The organism is Amycolatopsis plumensis (genome assembly GCF_042652605.1).
Lineage (GTDB): Bacteria > Actinomycetota > Actinomycetes > Mycobacteriales > Pseudonocardiaceae > Amycolatopsis > Amycolatopsis plumensis.
Map to the genome: position 1 here is coordinate 5,994,779 of NZ_JBHSJY010000001.1, position 18,408 is coordinate 6,013,186.

18 protein-coding genes are annotated in these 18,408 nt (G+C 70.8%); 17 read left to right on the forward strand and 1 reads right to left on the reverse strand.

The genetic code is table 11. From position 1 onward, the window contains the following. Window positions 1-11 precede the first annotated feature (11 nt). Window positions 12-575 carry an elongation factor P gene (gene efp / locus ACFPLC_RS29315; protein ID WP_191316484.1) on the forward strand — a complete coding sequence of 188 codons (564 nt, stop codon included), beginning with the start codon at window positions 12-14 and terminating at the stop codon, window positions 573-575. Beyond that, window positions 575-1,030 (forward strand): transcription antitermination factor NusB, encoded by a 456-nt coding sequence (nusB, locus tag ACFPLC_RS29320; protein ID WP_003096361.1) that lies wholly within the window; start codon window positions 575-577, stop codon window positions 1,028-1,030. The genes efp and nusB overlap by 1 nt, the downstream gene beginning before the upstream one ends. 103 nt (window positions 1,031-1,133) lie before the next feature. On the opposite strand, the gene bldD is transcribed toward nusB, so the two are convergent. Next, entirely contained in the window at window positions 1,134-1,622 is a 489-nt protein-coding gene (gene bldD, locus ACFPLC_RS29325; RefSeq protein ID WP_003096372.1) for a transcriptional regulator BldD, read from the reverse strand. Between the two features lie 248 nt (window positions 1,623-1,870). Between bldD and pyrR the strand changes: the two genes are divergently transcribed. From pyrR to ACFPLC_RS29400, 15 genes are all read left to right on the forward strand, one after another. After that, window positions 1,871-2,473 carry a bifunctional pyr operon transcriptional regulator/uracil phosphoribosyltransferase PyrR gene (gene pyrR, locus ACFPLC_RS29330; protein ID WP_378190861.1) on the forward strand — a complete coding sequence of 201 codons (603 nt, stop codon included), beginning with the start codon at window positions 1,871-1,873 and terminating at the stop codon, window positions 2,471-2,473. Further along, window positions 2,470-3,402 (forward strand): aspartate carbamoyltransferase catalytic subunit, encoded by a 933-nt coding sequence (locus ACFPLC_RS29335; RefSeq protein WP_176176229.1) that lies wholly within the window; start codon window positions 2,470-2,472, stop codon window positions 3,400-3,402. Before pyrR ends, ACFPLC_RS29335 begins: the two co-directional genes overlap by 4 nt. Continuing rightward, on the forward strand, window positions 3,399-4,694 hold the full coding sequence (locus ACFPLC_RS29340; RefSeq protein WP_378190858.1) for a dihydroorotase: 1,296 nt from the start codon (window positions 3,399-3,401) through the stop codon (window positions 4,692-4,694). Before ACFPLC_RS29335 ends, ACFPLC_RS29340 begins: the two co-directional genes overlap by 4 nt. After that, window positions 4,694-5,188 carry a PH-like domain-containing protein gene (locus ACFPLC_RS29345; RefSeq protein ID WP_378190856.1) on the forward strand — a complete coding sequence of 165 codons (495 nt, stop codon included), beginning with the start codon at window positions 4,694-4,696 and terminating at the stop codon, window positions 5,186-5,188. Before ACFPLC_RS29340 ends, ACFPLC_RS29345 begins: the two co-directional genes overlap by 1 nt. Next, on the forward strand, window positions 5,185-6,306 hold the full coding sequence (gene carA / locus ACFPLC_RS29350; RefSeq protein WP_378190854.1) for a glutamine-hydrolyzing carbamoyl-phosphate synthase small subunit: 1,122 nt from the start codon (window positions 5,185-5,187) through the stop codon (window positions 6,304-6,306). The genes ACFPLC_RS29345 and carA overlap by 4 nt, the downstream gene beginning before the upstream one ends. Continuing rightward, entirely contained in the window at window positions 6,303-7,460 is a 1,158-nt protein-coding gene (locus ACFPLC_RS29355; RefSeq protein ID WP_378190852.1) for an AAA family ATPase, read from the forward strand. Before carA ends, ACFPLC_RS29355 begins: the two co-directional genes overlap by 4 nt. Beyond that, complete coding sequence (locus ACFPLC_RS29360; protein ID WP_378190850.1) at window positions 7,457-8,068, forward strand: DUF4276 family protein; 612 nt, start codon at window positions 7,457-7,459, stop codon at window positions 8,066-8,068. Before ACFPLC_RS29355 ends, ACFPLC_RS29360 begins: the two co-directional genes overlap by 4 nt. After that, entirely contained in the window at window positions 8,068-11,397 is a 3,330-nt protein-coding gene (carB, locus tag ACFPLC_RS29365; protein ID WP_378190848.1) for a carbamoyl-phosphate synthase large subunit, read from the forward strand. The genes ACFPLC_RS29360 and carB overlap by 1 nt, the downstream gene beginning before the upstream one ends. Next, window positions 11,394-12,242, forward strand: coding sequence for an orotidine-5'-phosphate decarboxylase (pyrF, locus tag ACFPLC_RS29370; protein WP_378190845.1), 849 nt, complete (start codon window positions 11,394-11,396; stop codon window positions 12,240-12,242). The genes carB and pyrF overlap by 4 nt, the downstream gene beginning before the upstream one ends. Before the next feature lie 107 nt (window positions 12,243-12,349). After that, on the forward strand, window positions 12,350-12,667 hold the full coding sequence (gene mihF, locus ACFPLC_RS29375; RefSeq protein WP_003096398.1) for an integration host factor, actinobacterial type: 318 nt from the start codon (window positions 12,350-12,352) through the stop codon (window positions 12,665-12,667). Further along, window positions 12,664-13,317 (forward strand): guanylate kinase, encoded by a 654-nt coding sequence (gene gmk / locus ACFPLC_RS29380; RefSeq protein WP_378190842.1) that lies wholly within the window; start codon window positions 12,664-12,666, stop codon window positions 13,315-13,317. The genes mihF and gmk overlap by 4 nt, the downstream gene beginning before the upstream one ends. Continuing rightward, entirely contained in the window at window positions 13,314-13,583 is a 270-nt protein-coding gene (gene rpoZ / locus ACFPLC_RS29385; protein ID WP_072480291.1) for a DNA-directed RNA polymerase subunit omega, read from the forward strand. The genes gmk and rpoZ overlap by 4 nt, the downstream gene beginning before the upstream one ends. After that, on the forward strand, window positions 13,576-14,796 hold the full coding sequence (gene coaBC / locus ACFPLC_RS29390; RefSeq protein WP_378190840.1) for a bifunctional phosphopantothenoylcysteine decarboxylase/phosphopantothenate--cysteine ligase CoaBC: 1,221 nt from the start codon (window positions 13,576-13,578) through the stop codon (window positions 14,794-14,796). The genes rpoZ and coaBC overlap by 8 nt, the downstream gene beginning before the upstream one ends. 93 nt (window positions 14,797-14,889) lie before the next feature. Continuing rightward, window positions 14,890-16,092: a methionine adenosyltransferase gene (metK, locus tag ACFPLC_RS29395; RefSeq protein WP_378190926.1), complete on the forward strand. Its 1,203-nt coding sequence runs from the start codon at window positions 14,890-14,892 to the stop codon at window positions 16,090-16,092. A 150-nt stretch (window positions 16,093-16,242) separates the two neighbouring features. Further along, on the forward strand, window positions 16,243-18,339 hold the full coding sequence (locus ACFPLC_RS29400; protein WP_378190838.1) for a primosomal protein N': 2,097 nt from the start codon (window positions 16,243-16,245) through the stop codon (window positions 18,337-18,339). Window positions 18,340-18,408: the final 69 nt, after the last annotated feature.

Genomic DNA, 18,408 nt, shown 5'->3' on the forward strand with positions numbered 1-18,408 from the left:
ACTGCAAGCTCGTGGCCACGACCAACGACCTGAAGAACGGGCTCGTCCTCAACCTGGACGGCCAGCTCTGGACCGTCACCGCGTTCCAGCACGTCAAGCCGGGCAAGGGTGGCGCCTTCGTGCGCACCACGCTCAAGCACGTGCTCACCGGCAAGGTGGTCGACAAGACGTTCAACGCGGGCACGAAGGTCGAGACGGCCACGGTGGACCGCCGGAACATGACCTACCTCTACAAGGAGGGTCAGGACTTCGTGTTCATGGACGGTGACACCTACGACCAGATCACCGTCCCGGCCGAGGTCGTCGGCGACAACGCCAACTACATGCTCGAGAACACCGAGGTCCAGGTCGCGGTGCACGAGAACGAGCCGCTGTACGTCGAGCTGCCGACGTCGGTCGAGCTGGTCGTCCAGCACACCGACCCGGGCCTGCAGGGCGACCGCTCCACCGGTGGCACCAAGCCGGCCACGCTGGAGACCGGCGCGGAGATCCAGGTCCCGCTGTTCCTGTCGACCGGCGAGAAGATCAAGGTCGACACCCGCGACGGCCGTTACCTGGGCCGCGTCTCCAGCTGATGCCGACGTCGAAACCCCACCCGAACCGCGGCGGCGCGATCAGCCGCCGTCAGGCACGCCGCCGCGCGGTGGAGATGCTGTACGAGGCCGCGCAGCGCGACACCGACGCGGTGACGCTGCTGGCCGACCGGGTCGGCGCGACGGACGTCGACCCGATCGCGGACTACACGATCAGCCTGGTCGAGGGCGTGACCGGCCGGAAGGCCCGGATCGACGAGCTGCTGGCCGAGCACGCGCAGGGCTGGACCCTGGAGCGGATGCCGAAGGTCGACCTCGCGGTGCTGCGGGTCGGGGTCTACGAGCTGCTCTGGGCCGAGGACGTGCCGGACCCGGTCGCGATCGACGAGGCCGTCGGCCTGGCGAAGGAACTGTCCACGGACGACTCGCCGCGGTTCGTCAACGGCGTCCTGGGCCGGATCGGCACGATCGCCGACCGCCTGCGCGCGGTGCTCTGAACGAAGATCCACCCGGGTGCTGCGAGGCCCCCCGACGAGTCAGTGAGCGTCTCCGGTGCCCCACCGGGGAACGCTCACCTCGTCGGTGCAGCACATCGGGGGATCAGTCCTCCTTGGAAGGACGCGCCTCCGGCGGCAGGACGCCCCAGTCGATGAGCTGCTCGGTCAGCTCGCCCGGGGTCATGTCGTAGATGATGGCCAGGGACCGCAGGTCCTCGGTGCGGATCGAGAGCACCTTGCCGTTGTAGTCGCCGCGCTGGCTCTGGATCGTCGCCGCGTAGCGGGCGAGCGGGCCCACCTTCTCGGCCGGCAGCTGCTGCAGGCGCTCCAGGTTGATCACGATCTTGGTGGCGGGCTCGGCGCCGGAGGGGACCCGGCCCTCGGGCAGCAGCTCGACCACCGGCACACCGTAGAAGTCGGCCAGCTCGGCCAGCTTCTGCACGGTGACGGCGCGGTCGCCACGCTCGTACGAGCCGACGACGACGGCCTTCCAGCGCCCACCGGACTTCTGCTCGACCCCGTGCAGGGACAGGCCCTGCTGCTGGCGGATCCCGCGGAGCTTGGCCCCGAGCGCCTTGGCGTAATCGCCCATCTGGTCGTTCTCCGTTCTTCACCCCCTCCCGGTCGGGGTGACCGGGCCGGGGGACTCGCTGAGTCGAATACTCAGAGTAATGGTTACGCATTGTTGTCACCAGGTCAAGCGCGAGCTTGTCGCGAATCACCTCACACCACCCGGAAGACTGAGCAAAGTCCCTGCTACTGTCGGTGGGAAAGCCCCGACCAGCAGGGGAACAGACGTCCTTTAAGGACCCGTCCGGTGAGGCGGGGAAGGAGTCCGGTTTGTCGTCACGCCCGCGTGACGCGGCTGGTTCGGCCGGGGAGCGCGAGCTCCTGACGGCCGGCGATGTCGCGCGCACGATCGCCCGAATGGCCCATCAGGTCATCGAAAAGACCGCGAACGGTGCGGAGAGCACTACCCCGCCCGTGTTGCTCGGGATTCCCAGCCGCGGCACCCCCCTGGCCGTCCGCCTGGCCGACAAGATCGGCGAGTTCTCCGGCGTCCGCCCGCCCACCGGCGCCCTCGACGTCACCCTGTACCGGGACGACCTCCGCCGCCGCCCGCCGCGCGCGCTCGAGCAGACGCAGCTGCCCGCCGACGGCATCGACGACCGCGTCGTGATCCTCGTCGACGACGTGCTCTTCTCCGGCCGGACCATCCGGGCCGCGCTCGATGCCCTGCGTGATCACGGCCGTCCCCGCGCGGTGCAGCTGGCCGTCCTGGTCGACCGCGGTCACCGCGAGCTGCCGATCCGCGCCGACTACGTGGGCAAGAACGTGCCGACCGCCCGCACCGAGGGTGTGTCCGTCCTGCTGGCCGAGATCGACGGCCGCGACGCGGTCCTGCTGCGCTCGTCGGACACTGCCGCTGGAGAGGACTCGTGAAGCACCTGCTCGCCACCGACGGCCTGGACCCGGCGCTGGCCACGGCCGTGCTCGACACCGCCGACGAGCTGAAGCACACGCTGCTCGGCCGGGAGGTCAAGAAGCTGCCGACGCTGCGCGGCCGCACGGTGATCACCCTGTTCTACGAGAACTCGACCCGCACCCGGGTGTCGTTCGAGATCGCCGGGAAGTGGATGAGCGCCGACGTGATCAACGTCTCCGCCTCCAGCTCCTCGGTGAACAAGGGGGAGTCGCTGCGGGACACCGCGCTGACGCTGGCCGCCGCGGGCGCCGACTGCGTGATCGTCCGGCACCCCGCCAGCGGCGCCGCCCAGCGCCTGGCCGGCTGGCTGGCCGAGCCGGGCACCTCGGTCGTCAACGCCGGCGACGGCACCCACGAGCACCCGACGCAGGCGCTGCTCGACGCGGCCACCTTGCGGGAGCGGCTGGGGTCCCTGAAGGACCGTCGCATCGCGATCGTCGGGGACGTCCTGCACAGCCGGGTCGCCCGCTCGAACATCCACCTGCTCTCGGCCCTGGGCGCCGAAGTAGTGCTCGTCGCACCGCCGACGTTGCTGCCTTACGGCGTCGAAAGCCTTCCGGTGACCGTTTCGCACGATCTCGACGCCGAGCTGCCCGCGGTCGACGCGGTGATGATGCTGCGCGTCCAGGCCGAGCGCATGCACGGAGGTTTCTTCCCGAGCGCACGGGAGTACTCCATCGCGTACGGCCTCTCGGAACGGCGGCAGAAGCTGCTGCCGGACCACGCGGTCGTGCTGCACCCCGGCCCGATGCTGCGCGGGATGGAGATCGCTTCGGCGGTCGCCGACTCCCCGGCGTCGGCCATCACCGAACAGGTCCGCAACGGCGTCCACGTGCGCATGGCGGTCCTCTACCACCTGCTGGCCAGTGAAGGAGCCGCCGCGTGAGCACCGTGATCCTGGGCGCCCGGCCCTACGGCGAGGGTGACCCGGTCGACGTTCTCATCGAGGACGGCGTGATCACCGCGATCGGCGCCGTCGACGTCCCCGTAGACACTGATGCCGCGGAAGTCATCGAGGCGAACGGCCAGGTGCTGCTGCCGGGCTTCGTCGACCTGCACACCCACCTGCGCGAACCCGGCCGCGAAGACACCGAGACCATCGACACCGGCTCGGCCGCGGCGGCGCTCGGCGGCTACACCGCGGTGTTCGCCATGGCCAACACCGACCCGGTCGCCGACAACGCCGTGATCGTCGACCACGTCTGGCGGCGCGGGCAGGAGGTCGGCCTGGTCGACGTCCACCCGGTCGGCGCGGTCACCGTCGGGCTCAAGGGCGAGAAGCTCGCCGAGCTGGGCACGATGGCGAACTCGCAGGCGCGGGTGAAGGTGTTCTCCGACGACGGACTCTGCGTCGCCGACCCGCTGCTCATGCGCCGCGCGCTGGAGTACTCGACCGCGCTCGACGTCGTCATCGCGCAGCACGCGGAGGAGCCGCGGCTGACCGTCGGCGCGCAGGCCCACGAGGGCGAGCGCGCGGCCCGGCTCGGCTACACCGGCTGGCCGGCCGCCGCCGAAGAGTCCATCGTGGCCCGCGACTGCCTGCTCGCCCTGCACGCGAACGCCCGGCTGCACGTGTGCCACGTCTCGACGTCGGGCACGGCGGACGTGCTGCGCTGGGCGAAGGACCGCGGCACGAAGGTGTCGGCCGAGGTCACCCCGCACCACCTGCTGCTCACCGACGAGCGCCTGGCCACCTACGACCCGGTGAACAAGGTGAACCCGCCGCTGCGCACCGAGTCCGACGCGGAAAAGCTGCGGGCCGCGCTGGCCGAAGGCGTGATCGACTGCGTCGCCACCGACCACGCGCCGCACGCGGTGCAGGACAAGGACACCGAGTGGACCGCGGCCCGGCCGGGCATGCTCGGCCTGCAGACGGCCCTGTCGATCGTGACCGAGACGATGGTCCGCACCGGCCTGCTCGACTGGCGCGGCGTCGCCCGCGTCATGAGCGAGCGGCCCGCCGAAATCGGCAACCTCGCCGACCAGGGCCGTCCGATCGCGGTCGGCGAGCCGGCGAACCTGGCCCTGGTCGACCCGGACGCCGAGTGGACGGTCCGGGGCGCCGAGCTGGCCAGCATCGCGGCCAACACCCCGTACGAGGGAATGCGGTTGCCCGGCGTGGTGACCGCGACGCTGCTGCGCGGGCGGACCACCGCGCGGGACGGGAAGATCTGCTGATGGAGCGCTTCTGGCTCGTGCTGGCGATCGTCGCCTTCTTCCTGCTCTGCCTCTGGGGCATGTACGTGGGCTGGCGGCGCAAGGCGCGCTCGCAGAGCGTGCAGGTGCCGCCGTTCCCCGAAATCCCCGCGGACCGGGGTGCCGTGCTGCTGGAGTCCACCGGCGTCTACCTCGCCACGACGTTCGCGGGGGAGTGGCAGAACCGGGTCGTCACCCGCGGCGCGGGGCTGCGGACTTCGGCTTCCTGGCGGCTGCACGACGGCGGTGTCGCCGTCGAACGCGGGGGAGCGCCCGACTTCTGGATCCCGCGGGACGCCGTCACCGGTGTCCGGCGCGACACGAAGATCGCCGGGAAGGTGATGGGCACGGACGCCCTGCTGGTCGTCACGTGGCGGCTCGGCGACGCCGAGCTCGACACCGGCTTCCGCGGCGACGACCTCGACGACTATCCACAGTGGATCGAACAGCTCAAGATCAAGGGAGGTGCCCAGTGAACGCGCGCGCGCAGGCCGCACTGGTACTCGAAGACGGCCGGGTGTTCCGCGGCGCTGCCTACGGCGCGCAGGGGCGAACCCTCGGCGAGGCGGTGTTCTGCACCGGCATGACCGGGTACCAGGAGACGCTGACCGACCCGTCCTACCACGGCCAGATCGTGGTGCAGACGGCGCCGCAGATCGGCAACACCGGCTGGAACGACGAGGACGACGAGTCCTCGAAGATCTGGGTCAACGGCTACGTGGTGCGCGACCCCGCGCGCACGCCGTCCAACTGGCGCTCGAAGCGCTCGCTCGACGACGAGCTGGTGCGCCAGGGGATCGTCGGCATCGCCGAGGTCGACACGCGGTCACTGACTCGCCACCTGCGCGAGGTCGGCGCGATGCGCGCCGGGGTCTTCTCCGGCGACGCGCTCGGCACGGTCGACGACATGGTCGCTTCGGTGCTGGCCAGCCCGAAGATGGAGGGCGCGGACCTGGCCGGCCAGGTCACCACGCCGAAGCCGTACGTGGTCTCGCCTTCCGGGGACGTCCGCTTCCGGGTGGCCGCGCTGGACCTGGGCATCAAGTCCAACACCCCGCGCCAGATGATCAAGCGCGGCATCGAGGTGCACGTGCTGCCCTCGACGTCGACGCTGGACGAGCTCCTGGCGGTCGAGCCGGACGGCGTGTTCCTGTCGAACGGCCCGGGCGACCCGGCCACGACGACGCACGCGACCGAGCTGACCAAGCAGGTCCTCGGCCGCGAGATCCCGCTGTTCGGCATCTGCTTCGGCAACCAGGTCCTCGGCCGCGCGCTCGGCTTGGGCACGTACAAGATGCGCTACGGCCACCGCGGCATCAACATCCCGGTGATCGACGTGGCCACCAAGTCGGTGGCGATCACGGCCCAGAACCACGGCTTCGCCCTCGAAGGCGAGCCGGGGCAGCGCTTCGAGTCCCCCTTCGGGGCCGCGCAGATCAGCCACTACTGCCCCAACGACGACACGGTCGAGGGCGTCCGGGCGCTGGACGTCCCGGCGTTCTCGGTCCAGTACCACCCCGAAGCCGCGGCCGGCCCCCACGACGCGGCGCCCCTGTTCGACGCATTCGTTTCGCTCATGGAGAAGCGGTCGTGACCCTCACGACCGGCATCGAGCGGCTCCGGATCCGGAACTTCCGGGTGCTCCGGGACGTCGAGCTGGACGGCCTGACGCCGGTGACGGCGTTGCTGGGGCCGAACGGGAGCGGGAAGTCCACGGTGTTCGACGCCCTGGACTTCCTCTCCGAGTCGTTCCGGGTCGGGCTGCGCGCGGCGTGGGACCGGCGCGGTGGTGCTGCCGACATCGTCACGCACGGCGAGACTGGTCCGGTCGAGATCGAACTGGTCTGCCGCATCGAGGGCGCGGTGGGCGAATACCGGCTCGTCATCGAGCACGACGATGACGAGCCGGTGGTGGCCGAAGAGGACCTGACTTGGCAACCCGACGGTTCCGAGGCTCCCTCCGGCGCGCTGCGCCTCCAGCGAGCCAAAGGCAAAGTCGCCCGTTCTGGTGGGTGGGAGAACTTCGAGCTGTCCAGCCCTGACGGTCTCGGAGTGAGTGTGATGAGCCAGCTGGTCTCCAACCCCGGAATCAGCGAGTTCAACCGGTTCATCACCGAAATCCGCCTTTCGGACCTGAACCTTGACGCAATGCGCAAAGGTGCGAAGGGCGACAAGGCGACTCGGCTCGAGCCGGATGGCCGGAACGTAGGAGCCGTTGTCCGGCGTATCCGTGACGAGCTCCCGCGAGAATGGGAAGACATCCGCGCTTCGCTGCGGAAATACGTCCCGGGTCTTGATGACATCGAGCCCCTGCAGCAGGGCAACGGCGCCTGGATCGTCCGCCTGCGCGAGCAGGGCAAGGAGGAGCTCATCGCCCCGGAAAACATCTCCGATGGAACGCTGCTGCTGCTCGGTTATCTGGTCGCGTTGCGCACGGATACCTCGGTCCTGCTTCTTGAGGAGCCGGAGAACCAGGTCCACCCGCGGCTCCACTACTCGCTCGCCGAAGACGCTCGCGGCGCGCAGGCAGACCAGGTCATCATCGCGACCCATGCGCCTCGCTTCGTCGACGCGTTGCGGCCGGATGAGGTCTGGACGTTCGCCCGCGGGAACGACGGCTACGCCGAGACCAAACGTGCTTCCGCCGAAGCACCGGTCGTCCGCATGGTCGAGTCCGGCGGGGCGCTCGGTGATCTGTGGACCGAGGGATACTTCCGGTTCGGTGACCCGCTCGAGGAGCGCCCGTGACCGTGCTCGCTCCCTGCCGCCTCGAAGTGCTCGTCGAGGAGCCGTCCGCGGAAGAAGCCTTGAAAGCTCTTCTCCCGAAGATCGTCCCCGGCGTCGACTTCCGGATCGTCCCCTTCAACGGCAAGACCGATTTGCTGCGCAAGCTCCCCGTCCGGCTCCGTGACTACACCTACTACTGGGCCGAAACGGGCTTGCGCATCGTCGTGCTGCTCGACCGGGACAACGACGACTGCGCCGAGCTCAAGAGCCGCCTCGTCGAGATCGCTCGAGAAGCCGGACTGCCTGGCGAGGCGACGCTGTTTCGCATCGTGATCGAGGAGCTCGAAGCATGGTTCCTCGGGGACATCCCGGCGTTGAACGCGGCTTACCCCAGGCTGCCGCTCAGCTTGGACAGCCAAACCAAGTTCCGCGACCCGGAGAAAGTCCCCGGCGGCGCATGGGAGGGCTTGGAGCACGCGCTGCAGAAGCACGGCTACCACAAGAAGGGCCTCCAGAAGGTCCGGGCGGCGCGTGAGATCGCGCCCCACATGGACCTCGAGAACAACCGATCCAAAAGCTTTCAGGTCTTCCGCGACGGTCTGCGGCGCCTGGTGAAAGAAGGAAACTGATGCCGAAGAGGACGGACATCCAGCACGTGCTGGTGATCGGCTCCGGGCCGATCGTGATCGGGCAGGCCGCGGAGTTCGACTACTCCGGCACCCAGGCCTGCCGGGTGCTGCGCAGCGAAGGCCTGCGCGTCTCCCTGGTGAACTCGAACCCGGCCACCATCATGACCGACCCCGAGTTCGCCGACGCCACCTACATCGAGCCGGTCACGCCGGACTTCGTCGAGAAGGTCATCGCCAGTGAAAGTGAACGCGGGCGGCCCGTCGATGCTCTTCTTGCCACCCTCGGCGGGCAGACCGCGCTCAACTGCGCCGTCGCGCTGCACGAACGCGGCGTGCTCGACAAGTACGGCGTCGAGCTGATCGGCGCCGACATCGACGCCATCCAGCGGGGTGAGGACCGGCAGAAGTTCAAGGACATCGTGCGCACGGTCGGCGCCGACGTCCCGCGCTCCCGCGTCTGCCACGACATGGACGAGGTCCGCGACACCGTCAAGGAACTCGGCCTCCCGGTCGTCATCCGGCCGTCCTTCACCATGGGCGGGCTCGGCTCCGGCATGGCGCACACGCCCGAGGACCTCGAGCGGCTCGCCTCCACCGGCCTCGCCGAATCTCCGGTCACCGAGGTGCTCATCGAGGAGAGCGTGCTCGGCTGGAAGGAGTACGAGCTCGAGCTGATGCGCGACAAGCACGACAACGTCGTGGTCGTCTGCTCGATCGAGAACATCGACGCGATGGGCGTGCACACCGGCGACTCGGTCACCGTCGCGCCCACCATGACCCTCACCGACCGCGAGTACCAGGTGATGCGGGACGTCGGCATCGCCGTGCTGCGCGAGGTCGGCGTCGACACCGGTGGCTGCAACATCCAGTTCGCGATCAACCCGCGCGACGGGCGGATGGTCGTCATCGAGATGAACCCGCGCGTGTCCCGCTCCAGCGCCCTGGCGTCGAAGGCCACCGGCTTCCCGATCGCCAAGATCGCCGCCAAGCTCGCCATCGGCTACACCCTGGACGAGATCCGCAACGACATCACCGGCGAGACCCCGGCCGCGTTCGAGCCCACTTTGGACTACGTCGTCGTCAAGATGCCGCGGTTCGCCTTCGAAAAGTTCCCGGGCGCGGACCCCACGCTGACCACGACGATGAAGAGCGTCGGCGAGGCGATGTCGTTCGGCCGCAGCTTCCCCGAGGCGCTCGGCAAGGTGATGCGGTCGATCGAGACCAAGGCGACCGGCTTCTGGACGCTGCCCGACCCCGACGGCGTCACGCTGGAGTCCACTTTGGACTCGCTGCGCACGCCGAAGGAAGGCCGGCTGTACGAAGTGGAGCGTGCGCTGCGGCTCGGCGCCACCGTCGAGCAGGTGCACGAAGCCAGCGGCATCGACCCGTGGTTCATCGACCAGATCGCCCTCATCGGCGAGGTCGGCGCCGAGGTCCGGGACGCGCCGGTGCTGGACGGGGACCTCCTGCGCCGCGCCAAGCGCACCGGCCTGTCGGACCGCCAGATCGCCGCCCTGCGGCCGGAACTGGCCGGCGAGGACGGCGTCCGCGCGCTGCGCCACCGCCTCGGCGTGCGGCCGGTGTTCAAGACCGTCGACACCTGCGCGGCCGAGTTCGCGGCCAAGACCCCGTACCACTACTCGGCTTACGAGTCCGATCCCGACGCGCAGTCCGAAGTGGTCGTCCAGAGCGACAAGCCGAAGGTGCTCATCCTCGGCAGCGGCCCGAACCGGATCGGGCAGGGCATCGAGTTCGACTACTCCTGCGTGCACGCGGCGATCGCGTTGCGGGAGGCCGGGTTCGAGGCCGTCATGGTCAACTGCAACCCGGAAACCGTCTCCACCGACTACGACACTTCCGACCGGCTGTACTTCGAGCCGCTGTCCTTCGAGGACGTCCTCGAGGTCGTGCACGCCGAGCAGGCGTCCGGCACGGTCGCCGGCGTGATCGTCCAGCTGGGCGGCCAGACCCCGCTGGGCCTGGCGAAGCGGCTCGCCGACGCCGGGGTGCCGGTGGTCGGCACGCCGCCGGAGGCCATCCACCTGGCCGAGGACCGCGGCGCGTTCGGTGAAGTGCTCACCGACGCCGGCCTGCCCGCCCCGCGCTACGGCACGGCGACGTCGTTCGACGGCGCCAAGCGGATCGCCGACGAGATCGGGTACCCGGTGCTCGTCCGGCCGTCCTACGTGCTCGGCGGCCGCGGCATGGAGATCGTCTACGACGAGGAGACCCTGGCCGGCTACATCAGCCGCGCCACCGAGATCACCCCCGAGCACCCGGTGCTCGTCGACCGGTTCCTCGACGACGCCATCGAAATCGACGTCGACGCGCTGTTCGACGGCGAGGAGCTCTACCTCGGCGGCGTCATGGAGCACATCGAGGAAGCCGGCATCCACTCCGGCGACTCCTCGTGCGCGCTGCCGCCGATCACGCTCGGCCACACCGACCTGCAGGCCGTCCGGCGCTCCACCGAGGCGATCGCCCGCGGTGTCGGCGTGCGCGGGCTGCTGAACGTCCAGTACGCGCTCAAGGACGACGTCCTGTACGTCCTGGAGGCCAACCCGCGCGCGTCGCGGACGGTGCCGTTCGTGTCCAAGGCGACGGCGGTGCCGCTGGCCAAGGCCGCCGCCCTGATCATGACCGGCTCGACGATCAAGGACCTGCGCGGGAGCGGCGTGCTGCCGGCCGAGGGCGACGGCGGCCGGATGCCGGCCGACTCGCCGGTCGCGGTCAAGGAAGCCGTGCTGCCCTTCCACCGCTTCCGCACCCCGGAAGGCCACGGCGTCGACTCGCTGCTGGGCCCGGAGATGAAGTCCACCGGCGAGGTGATGGGCGTCGACGTCTCCTTCGGCAAGGCCTTCGCGAAGTCCCAAAGCGGCGCGTACGGCTCGCTGCCGACGTCCGGGCGCGTGTTCGTCTCGGTCGCCAACCGCGACAAGCGCTCGCTCGTGTTCCCGGTGAAGCGGCTGGCGGACCTCGGCTTCGAGATCCTCGCCACGTCCGGCACCGCGGAAGTGCTGCGGCGCAACGGCATCCCGTGCACCGTGGTGCGCAAGCACTACGAGGGTTCCACCGAGGCCGAGCCGAACATCGTGGACGTCATCCTCAACGGCGACGTCGACATGGTGATCAACACGCCCTACGGGAACAGCGGTCCGCGCGTCGACGGCTACGAAATCCGCACCGCGGCGGTGTCGCGGGACATCCCGTGCGTGACCACCGTGCAGGGCGCCGCGGCGGCCGTGCACGGCATCGAGGCCCTGATCCGGGGCGACATCGGGGTCAAGTCGCTGCAGGAGCTCCAGGCGGCGCTGAAGGCGAAGGCGTGAGCGGGCGGGAGCGGTTCGGGGCGCGGCTGGCCAAGGCCGTCGCGGCCCGCGGCCCGCTGTGCGCCGGGATCGACCCGCACCCGGGCCTGATCGAGGCCTGGGGACTGCCGCTGGACGCCTCGGGCCTGGAACGGTTCGCGCTGTCGGCCACGGAGGTCCTGGCGGCCCAGGCGGCCGTCGTGAAGCCGCAGTCGGCGTTCTTCGAAAGTTTCGGGGCGGCCGGTGTCCGGGTGCTGGAACGGGTGGTTTCGACCGCCCGCGACGCCGGCGCGCTGGTCCTCCTGGACGTCAAGCGCGGCGACATCGGCTCCACGATGGGCGCCTACACCGCCGCGTACGTCGCCGAGGGTGCGGCGATCGCCGCCGACGCGATCACCGTTTCGCCGTACCTCGGCTTCGGCTCTTTGGCCCAATGCGCCGAAACGGCCGTCTCGGCGGGGCGCGGCATCTTCGTGCTTGCCCGGACTTCGAACCCGGAAGCGGGCGAAGTGCAGAACGCGAAGCTGCCCGACGGGCGCACGGTCGCGCAGGCGATCGTCGATTCGGTGGCGGCGCTCAACGCAGGCGCGGAACCGCTCGGCGATGTGGGTGTCGTCGTCGGAGCCACCGTTCCGCCGGGAGAACTCGACCTTTCCCGGCTGAACGGTCCCGTGCTGGCGCCCGGTTTCGGGGCCCAGGGAGCCACTGTCGCCGATTTGCGGGCCCTGTTCGGTGCGTCCCTGCCGGGCGTGCTGCCCGCCTCGTCCCGGGACATCCTGAAGCACGGTCCGGAGCAAGCGGCTTTGCGCCAAGCGGTCGAACGGGTCGCCGAAGTGCTGGCCGACCCGCAGGAAAACGGCCAATAGCAGGGCCCGGAACGGGCCCCCACCAGGCACCCCCGCATTGTGGCCGGTGCTCACGGGTGGGTACCGTCGCGTCACCCACCCAGTTTTGAGAACTACCGGAGGAAAACGTGGCACTTCCCCAGCTGACAGAGGAACAGCGCGCTGCGGCGCTGGAGAAGGCCGCCGCCGCCCGCCGCATCCGTGCTGAGCTGAAGGAGCGGCTGAAGCGGGGCGGTACCACTCTGGTCGACGTGCTGAAGCAGGCCGAGGAGAACGAAGTCCTCGGCAAGATGAAGGTTTCGGCTCTGCTCGAGGCTCTGCCCGGTGTCGGCAAGGTCCGCGCCCAGCAGACCATGGAGCGACTGGAGATCGCCCCCAGCCGTCGCCTTCGCGGCCTCGGCGACCGGCAGCGCAAGGCGCTGCTGGCCGAGTTCAGCGGCGAGTGAACGGCGCCGGTCGTGACTACCCGGTGAACCGGGGCGCCGACCGCGGCAGTGAGCCGGTGACGGGGGACCTCCCCCGGCACCGGCTCACCGTCGTATCGGGGCCTTCGGGGGTCGGGAAGTCGAGCGTGGTGGGCGAGCTGCGGAAGCTGGAGCCCGACGTCTGGTTCAGCGTTTCGGTCACCACCCGCAAGCCGCGTCCCGGCGAAGTCGACGGGGCGCACTACCACTTCGTCGACCGCGCGGAGTTCGACGCGATGGTCGCCGACGGGCGGCTGCTGGAGTGGGCCGAGTTCGCCGGCAACTGCTACGGCACCCCGCGCGAGCCGGTCGAGAAGGCCCTCGCCGAGGGCCGCCCGGCCGTCCTGGAGATCGAACTGCAGGGCGCCCGCCAGGTCCGCGTTGCGATGCCGGAGGCCCGGCTGGTGATGCTGATGCCGCCGTCGTGGGAGGAACTGGTCGGCAGGCTCACCGGCCGTGGCACCGAAACGGAGGCCGCCGTGCAGGCCCGGCTGGCCGAAGCGGAGCGCGAGCTGGCGGCGGCGGGGGAGTTCGACCACCGCGTCGTCAACGCCGACGTGCGGGAGGCGGCTGAGCACTTGCTAAACTTGATTACTGAACCTTCTTCCGAAGATGTGGAGCACCACGAGTGACCAGCCAAGTGGCCTTGACCGAAGAGCTCGAGGGCATCACCAACCCCCCGATCGACGACCTGCTCGAGAAGGTCAGCTCGAAGTACGCGCTGGTGATCTACTCGGCCAAGCGGGCCCGCCAGATCAACGACTACTACGCCCAGCTGGGCGAGGGCCTGCTCGAGTACGTCGGCCCGCTCGTCGAGCCGGGCCCGCGGGAGAAGCCGCTCTCGATCGCGCTGCGCGAGATCCACGGCGGCCTGCTCGAGCACACCGAGGGTGAGTAAACCCCGCGTCGTCCTGGGCGTGGGCGGCGGGATCGCCGCCTACAAGGCCTGTGAGGTGCTGCGCGGGCTGACCGAATCCGGTCACGACGTCCGCGTGGTCCCCACCGAAGCCGCGCTGAACTTCGTCGGCGCGGCGACCTTCGAAGCCCTCTCCGGGCATCCGGTGCACACGGGCGTGTTCACCGAGGTGCCCGAGGTCCAGCACGTCCGCGTCGGCAAGGAAGCCGACCTCGTCCTGGTCGTCCCGGCCACGGCGAACCTGCTCGCCAAGGCCGCCCACGGCCTGGCGGACGACCTGCTGACCACCACGCTGCTCACCGCCCGGTGCCCGGTCGCCTTCTTCCCGGCGATGCACACGGAGATGTGGGAGCACCCCGCGACCCGCGACAACGTGGCCCTGCTGCGTTCGCGCGGCATGGTCGTCACCGAGCCGGACTCCGGACGGCTGACCGGAGTCGACACCGGCAAGGGCCGCCTGGCGAACCCGGCCGAGATCGTCGACCTGGCCCGGCTGCTGCTGGCCCGCCCCGACGCCCTCCCGCGCGACCTCGAAGGCGTCCGCGTGGTGGTCTCGGCGGGCGGCACCCGCGAACCCCTCGACCCGGTCCGCTACCTGGGCAACCGCTCGTCCGGCAAGCAGGGCTACGCGCTGGCCCGCGTCGCCGCCCAGCGTGGCGCCGACGTCACCCTGGTCACCGCGCACACGGTCGCCCTGCCGGACCCGGCGGGCGCGGCCGTCGAGCACGTCTCGACGGCGGAGGAACTGCGGCAGGCGGTGCACGCCGCGGCCGCTTCCGCGGACGTGGTCGTGATGGCCGCCGCGGTCGCCGACTTCCGGCCGGCCAACCGGGCCGAGCACAAGATCAAGAAGTCCGACGACCAGCCGGACCCGGTGATCGAGCTCGACCGCAACGCCGACATCCTGGCCGAATTGGTGCAGAACCGGCGTCCCGGGCAGGTCATCGTGGGATTCGCCGCGGAAACCGGCGACGAGCACGGCAGCGTCCTCGACCACGCCCGCGCGAAGCTCAAGCGCAAGGGCGCCGACCTGCTGGTCGTCAACGCCGTCGGCGACGGGAAAGCGTTCGGCACCGAGGACAATTCGGGCTGGCTCCTGGGGTCCGATGCCATGGAAAAACCCCTACCTCTCGCGCAGAAGGCTGAACTGGCGTCCACCTTGTGGGACGCTGTTGTGAGCTTCATGAAGCGTTGACCGTCCCTAGAGCGATAGTCAGTACGCTTGCACTGGTAAGGGGTGCCTAACTTTCGGGGCATCCGACGTCTAGGTGAGGAAGTGACGGCCACCGTGACCGCGTCTAGCAGCAGATTGTTCACCTCGGAGTCGGTGACCGAAGGGCACCCGGACAAGATTTGCGATGCCATCAGCGACTCGATCCTCGACGGCCTGCTGTCGAAGGACCCGCGCAGCCGCGTCGCCGTCGAGACCCTGATCACCACCGGCCAGGTGCACGTGGCCGGCGAGGTGACCACCGAGGCGTACGCCGACATCCCCACGATCGTCCGCGACGTCATCCTGAAGATCGGGTACGACTCCTCCGCCAAGGGCTTCGACGGCAACTCGTGCGGCGTCAACGTCGCCATCGGGTCGCAGTCGCCCGACATCGCCCAGGGCGTCGACACCGCGTACGAGTCGCGCGTCGAGTCGGACGAGGACGAGATCAACCGCCAGGGCGCCGGCGACCAGGGCCTGATGTTCGGCTACGCCTGCTCGGACACGCCCGAGCTGATGCCGCTGCCGATCGCGCTGGCCCACCGGCTGTCGAAGCGGCTGACCGCGGTCCGCAAGGACGGCGTGCTGCCGTACCTGCGCCCGGACGGCAAGACCCAGGTGACCATCGAGTACGCCGGCGACCAGCCGGTCCGCCTCGACACGGTCGTCGTGTCCTCGCAGCACGCCGACGGCATCGACCTGGACCGGATGCTCAGCGTCGACGTCAAAGAGCACGTCGTCGGCCCCGAACTCGAGGGCCTGGGCATCGACACCTCGAACGCGCGCCTGCTGGTCAACCCGACCGGCCGGTTCGTCATCGGCGGCCCGATGGGCGACGCCGGCCTGACCGGGCGCAAGATCATCGTCGACACCTACGGCGGCATGGCCCGCCACGGCGGTGGCGCGTTCTCGGGCAAGGACCCGTCCAAGGTCGACCGGTCCGCGGCGTACGCGATGCGCTGGGTGGCCAAGAACGTCGTCGCCGCGGGCCTGGCCCAGCGGACCGAGGTCCAGGTCGCCTACGCGATCGGCAAGGCGGCCCCGGTCGGCCTGTTCGTCGAGACGTTCGGCACCGAGACGGTCGACCCGTCGAAGATCCAGCAGGCCATCACCGAGGTCTTCGACCTCCGGCCCGCGGCGATCATCCGCGACCTCGACCTGCTGCGCCCGATCTACGCCCCGACGGCGGCCTACGGCCACTTCGGCCGTCCCGAGCTGGGCCTCCCCTGGGAGAGCACGGCCCGCGCCGAGGCCCTCAAGGCCGCAGCCGGCGCCTGAGTCCTCCTCGTCCCGGCCCGTCGTGAGTGGTAAGGAGGGTTCTAACCCTCCTTACCACTCACGACCAGCCGCGGCAGACCACCCGACTGTGGCCGGTCTCCCCGTGGCCTGGCCGGTGGAGCTGTCGGTGGGGTCTGGTAGAGATCAGGCGTGAGCAGTTCCGAGCCCGCCGCTCTCTGGGACCTCCCGGAGCAGCCGCCCGCACCTCGGGCGGCATCCTCGCGCGCCCGGAAGAAGCCGAAGCCGGGGGAGAAGGCGAAGGGTGCCCAGTCGCCCGCGCCCGAGCGGCCGGTCGCGCGGATCGTCGTCGACATCCCGCTGGCCCACCTGGACCGCACCTTCGACTACCTCGTCCCGGAGAAGCTGCACGAGACCGCCGTGCCGGGGTGCCGCGTCCGCGTCCGGTTCGCCGGGCAGCTGGTCGACGGCTACCTGATCGAACGCGGCGAGACCAGCGACTACGGCAGCAAGCTGGCGTTCCTGGACCGCGTGACGTCGCCGGAGCCGGTGCTGCCGCCCTCGCTGCACGCCGTCTGCCGGGCGGTCGCCGACCGCTACGGCGGCACGCTGTCCGACGTCCTGCGGCTCGCCATCCCGCCCCGGCACGCGAAGGCCGAGGGCGAGCCGCCGTCGGCGCCGTCGGCTTCGCCGGACGCGCCCGACACCACGGCCTGGGCGCGCTACCAGCGCGGTCCGGCGTTCCTGGAGGCGCTGGGCGAGGGCAAGCCCGCGAACGCCGTCTGGCAGGCCCTGCCCGGTGAGGACTGGCCACGCCGGCTGGCCGAGGCGGCCGGGACGGTGGCGGCGTCGGGCCGGGGTGCGGTGCTGGTGGTGCCGGACCACCGCGACCTGACCCGGGTGCACGCGGCCTGCGCGGCGGTCGTGGGCGAGGACGCCGTGGTGGCGCTGATCGCCGGGCTCGGCCCGGCCGAGCGGTACCGCCGCTGGCTCGCCGTGCTGCGCGGCGCGGTGCGGGTGGTCGTCGGCACGCGGGCGGCGATGTTCGCGCCGGTCCACGACCCGGGGTTGTTCGCCGTCTGGGACGACGGCGACGACCTGCACCTCGACCAGCACGCGCCGTACCCGCACGTCCGCGACGTGCTGATGGACCGAGCGCACGCGGCGAAGGCGTCGCTGCTGGTCGGCGGCTTCGCCCGGACGGCCGAAGCCCAGCTGCTCGTCGAGTCCGGCTGGGCCGCCCCGGTGCTGGCGGACCGCGCGACGCTGCGGTCTTCGGCCCCGCGCGTCACACCGGTCGGCGAGGACTTCGACGTCGCCCGCGACGAAGCCGCCCGGGTGGCGCGCCTGCCGGCGGTCGCGTTCGAGGCGGCGCGCCAGGCGTTCGCGGCCGACCTTCCGGCGCTGGTCCAGGTCCCGCGGCGCGGGTACGTCCCCGGCCTGGCCTGCGGAAACTGCCGGACACCCGCGCACTGCCGCCGGTGCGCGGGCCCGCTGGCCCTGCCGGGCGGCTCGCTCGACGGGCAGCCGAAACCCCCGGCGTGCCGCTGGTGCGGAGTCCCGGAAACGGCGTTCCGCTGCACGACGTGCGGCTCGGTCCGGCTGCGCGCGGTGATCGTCGGCGCCAAGCGGACGGCGGAGGAGCTCGGCCGCGCGTTCCCGGGCGTCCCGGTCCGCACGTCGGGCGCGGCGGAGGTCCTGGAGTCGGTGCCGGGCAAGCCGGCGCTGGTGGTGTGCACGCCGGGAGCGGAACCGGTGGCCGAAGGCGGCTACGGCGCGGCCCTGCTCCTGGACGGCTGGGCCCTACTGGGCCGCCAGGACCTGCGGGCGGGCGAAGAGACCCTCCGCCGCTGGATGGCGGCGGCGGCCCTGGTCCGCCCGGCATCCGCGGGCGGCCGCGTGATCGTCGGCGCCGAGGCGGGGCTGGCGGTGGTCCAGGCCCTGGTCCGCTGGGACCCGGCCTGGCACGCGGCCCAGGAGCTGGCGGAACGGCGGGAGCTGGGCTTCCCGCCGGCGATGCGGCTGGCGAGCGTCGAGGGCAGCCCGGACGCGGTGGCGGGCTTGCTGTCGGACCTGCCGTTGCCATCGTCGGGGGAGGTCCTGGGCCCGGTCCCGATCGGCGAGGTCGACGAGGAGGGCAACGCGGAGCGTGAGCGGGCCTTGGTCCGCGTGTCCCGCAGTGAGGGGAAGGCGTTGTCGTCGGCCATCCACGCGGCCGCGGCGCGGCGGGATGCCCGGAAGGCCACGGAACCGATCCGCATCCAGCTGGACCCGCTGGACCTCATTTAGTACCCAGCCCGGTCTTGCTTGTTGTAACGACCGGCCGTACAGGCGCGACACGGCAGTAGTCGTGGTGGT

Excerpts from the sequence above, each read along its gene's own strand:
- bldD (WP_003096372.1), bottom strand. The coding sequence starts at position 1,622 with ATGGGCGATTACGCCAAGGCGCTCGGGGCCAAGCTCCGCGGGATCCGC.
- nusB (WP_003096361.1), top strand. The coding sequence starts at position 575 with ATGCCGACGTCGAAACCCCACCCGAACCGCGGCGGCGCGATCAGCCGC.
- ACFPLC_RS29345 (WP_378190856.1), top strand. The coding sequence starts at position 4,694 with ATGGAGCGCTTCTGGCTCGTGCTGGCGATCGTCGCCTTCTTCCTGCTC.
- carB (WP_378190848.1), top strand. The coding sequence starts at position 8,068 with ATGCCGAAGAGGACGGACATCCAGCACGTGCTGGTGATCGGCTCCGGG.